The organism is Candidatus Jordarchaeum sp. (genome assembly GCF_052745115.1).
The window spans coordinates 1-5,991 of record NZ_JBRAKS010000238.1 but is presented as its reverse complement, the minus strand read 5'-3'; the positions used below and the strand labels follow the sequence as shown (position 1 = coordinate 5,991).

Annotated in this window: 9 protein-coding genes; 7 read left to right on the top strand and 2 right to left on the bottom strand. The window is 38.4% G+C overall.

Annotated features, from left to right (window positions below):
- Positions 1-76: 76 nt before the first annotated feature.
- The 3 genes from ACUVXA_RS14770 (at position 77) to ACUVXA_RS14760 (ending at position 2,438) form a co-directional block, all read left to right on the top strand.
- The gene (locus ACUVXA_RS14770) at positions 77-187 is read left to right on the top strand and encodes a zinc-ribbon domain-containing protein (RefSeq protein WP_445872047.1); all 111 of its coding nucleotides are present in this window, start codon (positions 77-79) and stop codon (positions 185-187) included.
- A 103-nt stretch (positions 188-290) separates the two neighbouring features.
- Positions 291-1,577, top strand: a complete 1,287-nt coding sequence (gene asnS / locus ACUVXA_RS14765) for an asparagine--tRNA ligase (protein WP_445872046.1) — start codon at positions 291-293, stop codon at positions 1,575-1,577.
- Between the two features lie 129 nt (positions 1,578-1,706).
- A complete protein-coding gene (locus tag ACUVXA_RS14760; protein ID WP_445872045.1) occupies positions 1,707-2,438 on the top strand; it encodes a hypothetical protein in 732 nt (243 codons plus the stop codon).
- Positions 2,439-2,551: 113 nt separating this feature from the next.
- Here the strand turns inward: ACUVXA_RS14760 and ACUVXA_RS14755 are convergent, their stop codons facing one another.
- Positions 2,552-3,376 carry a class I SAM-dependent methyltransferase gene (locus ACUVXA_RS14755; RefSeq protein ID WP_445872044.1) on the bottom strand — a complete coding sequence of 275 codons (825 nt, stop codon included), beginning with the start codon at positions 3,374-3,376 and terminating at the stop codon, positions 2,552-2,554.
- Positions 3,377-3,397: 21 nt separating this feature from the next.
- A complete protein-coding gene (locus ACUVXA_RS14750; RefSeq protein ID WP_445872043.1) occupies positions 3,398-4,168 on the bottom strand; it encodes a TrmB family transcriptional regulator in 771 nt (256 codons plus the stop codon).
- 180 nt (positions 4,169-4,348) lie between these two features.
- Here ACUVXA_RS14750 and ACUVXA_RS14745 point away from each other — a divergent pair, with 180 nt between their 5' ends.
- The 4 genes from ACUVXA_RS14745 to ACUVXA_RS14730 form a co-directional block, all read left to right on the top strand.
- Entirely contained in the window at positions 4,349-4,606 is a 258-nt protein-coding gene (locus tag ACUVXA_RS14745) for a hypothetical protein (RefSeq protein WP_445872042.1), read from the top strand.
- A gap of 88 nt (positions 4,607-4,694) precedes the next feature.
- Positions 4,695-4,940 carry a 4Fe-4S dicluster domain-containing protein gene (locus tag ACUVXA_RS14740; RefSeq protein WP_445872041.1) on the top strand — a complete coding sequence of 82 codons (246 nt, stop codon included), beginning with the start codon at positions 4,695-4,697 and terminating at the stop codon, positions 4,938-4,940.
- A gap of 57 nt (positions 4,941-4,997) precedes the next feature.
- On the top strand, positions 4,998-5,384 hold the full coding sequence (lpdD, locus tag ACUVXA_RS14735; protein ID WP_445872040.1) for a prenylated flavin chaperone LpdD: 387 nt from the start codon (positions 4,998-5,000) through the stop codon (positions 5,382-5,384).
- 416 nt (positions 5,385-5,800) lie between these two features.
- The coding region (locus ACUVXA_RS14730; RefSeq protein ID WP_445872039.1) for a hypothetical protein at positions 5,801-5,991 on the top strand (191 nt) is incomplete at its 3' end.

Sequence of the window (5,991 nt, the reverse complement as noted above, 5' to 3'; positions counted from 1 at the left end):
CCGAACACCATTTAGGCGGTGTCCTAAATGGGTAAGTTTCGGACAACGGTTCAAATGCTCGAACTGTGGTAAAAAAATCGACCAAACGAATATTTGTTCGAATTGTGGCTGGAAGTTCTGTTCCAAATGTGGTAAATCCTCTCCTCCAGACTCCCGATTCTGCTCTAAGTGTGCATCTCCTCTATAAAAAGTGTCCATTTTGATACTTTTAATAAATTTTTTCCGAAACCTTTAATCTAGTGATTGACTTAAAAAACCTTGCCCTTAAGAACACTAAAAAGATGGTTTCAATGGAAAAAATTGTACGTATCTCTAATATACAAGACCACATAGGTGAAACTGTTCAAATCCATGGCTGGATACATCTAAAAAGAGAACATGGAAAGCATATGCTCTTTCTAGTGGTGAGAGATGGAACTGGTTTCATCCAAGTGGTTTTAAGAGACGATGTTAAGGGTTATGACGAGGTCTTCAAGAGTTATCGGGAAGCATCGTTGATTATTACGGGAACTGTGTCAAAAGATGAGAGGTCTCCTTACGGCTATGAGATACGAGCGGAAAGTGCTAAAGTGGTTTCTCCCTCGCAACCCACAATAGAGGAAGAGATTCAGCCAGACTCTTCGGTTGATATTTTACTGGATAAGAGGCACCTAGTTATCCGAGGAGAAAAGGCTTCGGCAATGCTGCGCTACACCGATAAATTACTGCGATACATCAGAGAATTTTGTGTCGAAAGGGGGTTGACAGAGGTGATTCCCCCCATATTAACTAAGGCGGCCTGTGAGGGTGGGGCAACGCTTTTTCCCGTGAAATATTTTGATGACACTGCTTATCTCACACAATCTTCACAGCTTTATATGGAGGCTGTCCTTCCTGCTGTTGGCGATGTTTACTGTATTCAAAAATCTTTTAGAATGGAGCGTCACAGAACCAGGAGACACCTTTTGGAATATTATCATTTTGAACCGGAGCTTGGTTTCATTGATTTTGAGGACTTGATTAGATTTGCTGAGGATAATATCATTTATATCGTCAAAAGAACTCTAGAAGATGATTATAAAATTTTGGAACTTTTTGAGGTCCACGATCTTGAAGTGCCTAGAAGCTCCTTTAAACGAATGACCTATGCTGAAGCTATCGAATTCTTTAACTCCAAAGGTATTGATATTGATCCGGGAATGGACATAGAGGAGTCTAAGGAGAGAATGCTAGTCGATCATTTTGGAGAGCCGGTTTTCCTCATAGAATTCCCCGCGAAGCAGAAGGCTTTTTACTTTAAGAGAAAAGAATCGGATGACCGCTTAGCTCTTGCTATGGACTTGTTGGTTCCCACAGTGGGTGAGATTATTGGCGGGGGAATGAGGGAGGATGATTACGACACGATTATTAAGAGGTTGAATGAGATAGGTGCGAATCTAGAGGATTATCGTTGGTACACTGATTTTAGAAAATATGGTACCGTTCCACACGGAGGCTACGGACTGGGTATCGAGAGAACTGTGGAATGGATTTTGCGATTAGAACATATTCGTGATGCCACGCTTTTTCCAAGATTTATCAACAGACTACTTCCCTAAAAAATAAGCCTTTTTTAAAGACTCTTCACTATTTCAAAGGTATAAGATTGTATTAACCTTTAATAATCTACTCAAATCTATAATAACTCTACTAATTAATATGGATAATTTTCGATTATGGTGATTGCCTTGAGTTACCAAAAGCTAAAAGATTATGAGAAACTTGTAGGAGCTTATCGGGAACTCTACGAGAAAGATGTTTTCGATTACCCAAAGGGAGTGACTATAACAAGTGATATTATCTCTCTCTCGAAGGATCTTGAGGCACACTATGAAAATAAAACGAAAAGCTCGGATAGTTACTATTCGCCCCTGATGGCTGCTATAAAGATTTTTTTCAAGTCTCAGAGGTGTATTATTGAAGTTTCAAACCGGCTTTTTAAAATGGAAGTTAATGATTCACTATTCGGTTTTGTAAACAAGGCTTCTCCAAATAAGGTTCAGATTGGAAACAGAGTTTTGAATATCTCTTCAGTGGACGAAAATCAAAAAATAAAACAAGTTTTCTTAGATGCTCTAGAGCATATTAAGGCATGCTTACCCGAACTAGAAGGAGCTAAAAAAAGGGTTTCTGAAGCTAGAGACCGGGATCTGACATCGGTGTTGGGCGGGGGAGAAAGTCTCCTTAACGCTAAGATTTGCTTTTTTAACTCAATTATTGCGATTCTTGAAAAAAACTTCGAAAAATCAATTCAAAATTTGGAAGAATCTATAAAATTCATAGAGAGCGCAATAAAATACATCAAAATTAATTTGGATACACCAGGGGAAGTTGAGAATGCTAAAAAAACGGAGGCTTATTTGAATCTCTTAATAAAAAATTATAAAAATTCTATTAAAACCCTGAAAGAGCTAATCTAAGAATAGAATAAAATAACTATTTTTTCTCAAATATCAATGGATAATTAAATTTTGAGCCTATTATTGAATTCGCTTATAAGCCGCTGTTGATTCCAAGAGGGAAAATCTAAAATCTAAATTCCTTTTTCATTTAGATTCTTAACCGCCTTGAAATAGCACCCACTGCCTTTCACGCCTTCTTTTATGATATAATCGTCTATTCTTGCTAGGGGGTAAAGGAAGGGAAATATTAGGTAGTCTGGTATCTTGTGTCGTCTGAGGAGTTCTCTTATTTCCTCAGCTACCTCGCTGAACTGCTGATTGTAATAACCATAGGTGGCGGCTTTCATGCCCACATCTTTCAGTAGCTTCAATATCTTTTTCAGGGTATATCTTCTGTGGTGGCCAAGATCCAGGTCCTCTCTTGTCAAATCGTCTGTTACCGTTTTTTCTTTAATGATTATTTTCTCTCTCTCAGTGGTGGGGACTGTTCCTACCACAGCTCCGCTTTTTTTGATTACTCTTTTTGACTCTTTCATTGCTTTTGTATCATCTGGGATGTGCTCTAAAACGTCCAGCATTATAACCCCGTCAAAAATGTCTTTCCTGAAGGGTAAGGCCTGCCCATCTGCGATAATAAAATCTATTGGTAAATTGTTTATTCGGGCAGATTTATGGGCTTCAAAGAAGTCCTCGTTGGGTAGATCCATAGCAATCATTTTTAAACCGTTTTCCATTAGGGCTACGCTCCAGACACCCCAACCGCATCCCATGTCTAAAACCGTCTGCTTTTGTTTGGGAGCTAATGCCTTAAAAACCCTCTTTGCCCTTACTGCGTCAAGTAGGTAGGGGTGTCCAATGGTTCGGTAAATCCATTCTCTAAATGCTATTACTCTGGGGCTCGGATTTTCGTGTCTGTGATAAGATAAGAAGCGTCCAATTATTGGCTTTCGGAACAATAGTTAGTCCTCCATAATCTTTCATTTTTTAATTAATTTGGATGTACTCCAGAGATATTCAAAATAATCGGCTGCGAGTGCGGCAAGTCCCAGATGATCCGACCATATTCCCATGGAGAAAGTAACATCACCCTCAGGGCTGATTTCTGGAAATATTATAATGGCCTCATGGTTATCTATTATGATACCTCCGCCATACATAATATCCCGAGTTCTAATATCTCTGGAGTATTTAAACAATTTATCCAGAATTTTTTCCTCAACATTTGAGGTCATAAATTTAGTTTCTATATCTTTTCCTCTTAGTTTATCCAGAATCTGTTGCAGGACATCTAAGTTTTCTTCTGTTATTTTTGGAAAAGCGATTAGTATGCTCTTCTTTGGTTTTTCCACCATCTCCCCTATTTTTTCTAGGAGGTTCTCCTCTCCATGAATTATCCAAATGTCTGGTCTTTCAGACTCTCCACTTCTCTCGTAGAGCGGTTGAAGCTCACTAATGATTTGCTCCTCGTTGTTTTCTATTTCCTTCTGTATTTGAAGCTTAATACTTCTCATACCCTCTATGGGTGGTTTGGGTTGATACCTGTTCGGTCTACCTCTATCTGATTTCACCCACCCCTTCTTCTCTAGTCTTTCAGCCACCTCGTAAATTCTCGAATAGGGCACACCACTTTTCTTGCTCAATTCAATGGCAGTGAGCGAACCCGCAGTCAAGAGAGTTAAATAGGCCTCAATCTCATACTTGGTGAGTCCGATGTCCTCTAACGCCTTTTTGGTTTTATCGCTAATCATATAAACGCAGCCTGAAAACTTCTATCGCTCATAATTTTTCGACTTGTTATTTTTATCTTTCTAATCCTTTTAAATTATTAACTTAACCAATGGTACGCTTTCAAAAACTTAATACGTGCATAACCAGATATTTAAAACAACACTAATAAAACAATCTCAAAAAATGGGGATAATCATAAATTGTACTCAATCACTGCCAAAAAACTTCGAGAATTGAGGAGTCACCTAGTTGAAAAGGGTTTTAAAGTAAGACAACACTGCTGCGAATATTTTCTAGTTAGAAATAATCAATTTGTAGGAGTTCTATCACTTTTTCCCAGTTGGAAACAAGCCTTATTAATAAGCACTAAAAGACCAGAAGCCGAAAAATCAGCCGCCGAAATTTTACAGGTGATTAAAGAGATATTTCCGGAACTAGAGGTAGAATTCAGAAATTAAAAAAATAAAAAATACACACTACATAAATTGTTTCCAAAAATGAGAAAAGACAAATTCTAGTCTAGCAGCATGGAAGGACTGAAAAGACATGGATAAGGAAGAAAAGCAGGAGCCGAAAAAAAGGGTAAAAGCAATTCACATTGATCAAAAACTCTGTAAAGGCTGCGAACTCTGCACGCATTTCTGTCCCCATAACGTATTGGAAAAATCGGAAAAACCAAATGAACAGGGCTATTATCCTCCCATACCAGTCAATATAAAAAACTGTAAGGCGTGCAAATTCTGTGAACTCTATTGTCCTGAGCTGGCAATCTATGTCGAAGAGGAAAGCTAAAACATTTCAAACAAGTTTATTCACTATTTTTGATATATTTAAAAGGGAGATGTTTTTATGACCAAGGTTTTTTATGCGGAAGAGGGTGAAGGTAAGTGTCAAGTTTGGGCGTTTTTCTTTCTTTTGGGAGATGATTTGGTGGTAGGAATTGGTGGCGGAGAGCGGCCTCATATAGGAGCTTTGGCTGTGGCGGAGCCACGTCCCAGCAGAGCTAAGCCAGACGTCATTTCTTCAACCTCTTCTGTGATCACTCTGTTGGGCCACAAGGATGATATTGTAGCTCGTGAAGCTGCAGATAGTTTAGCCAGTGAAACCAATAGAGTAGTTACAGTAACAGCAGGTATTCATGTAGAAAACGCTACAAAAAAAGAGATTGAAACCCTATTAGCAAATTCGAGACGTGTTATCCAAAAAATCATAAAGAGAATTAAGACTCTTACATAATCTCTAAACTTTTCCATGCCTTCTAGAACGTTCTGGTGCTGTCCTTTTTTTATTTGTAAATTTTTTTGTCTATGTGATTATGTTTTACAGTGAACTTTATGATTGAAAGGGAGTAGCATTTTAGGGTTTTTCTGCCCCAAGTCCAGACTGCGAGCGACCTATAGAGTGCTAAGGAGAGTGAAAAAATTGCACCAACTGACACTGTCTCTTACCAAATTTATAGTTGAGCGCCTTTTCCCCGCAATATGTACGCCTCAGCTTTTCGCAGACGCTGTAAAACAAAACCATTGTTAAATTAAAATAATCGTCGAAAACGAAAATTAAAACTTCAATAACACTGTTATACTTTATAGGAATTTCCGATATATATACAAGTTATTTCCTAAAATATGATTAAAGAATTTGGGAGGATGAGAATGAAAGGAAAGCTAAAAATACTTGCAGCTAGCGTTCTCATAATGCTTACCATTAGCTTGGGAACAGGTTATCTGACGTTAGGACCACTCGCATTTGCAAACAACAACCACACCTCTCTCGGACTAATTCAGGTCCTAAACCGTTGTCCGAAACTTACCCATCTAGGACACTTCCAGATGGTGTTCGGTTC

Bases quoted from the DNA above. Each gene is read 5' to 3' on its own strand.
- lpdD (WP_445872040.1), top strand. From the start codon at position 4,998: ATGACCAAGGTTTTTTATGCGGAAGAGGGTGAAGGTAAGTGTCAAGTT.
- ACUVXA_RS14750 (WP_445872043.1), bottom strand. From the start codon at position 4,168: ATGATTAGCGATAAAACCAAAAAGGCGTTAGAGGACATCGGACTCACC.
- ACUVXA_RS14740 (WP_445872041.1), top strand. From the start codon at position 4,695: ATGGATAAGGAAGAAAAGCAGGAGCCGAAAAAAAGGGTAAAAGCAATT.
- asnS (WP_445872046.1), top strand. From the start codon at position 291: ATGGAAAAAATTGTACGTATCTCTAATATACAAGACCACATAGGTGAA.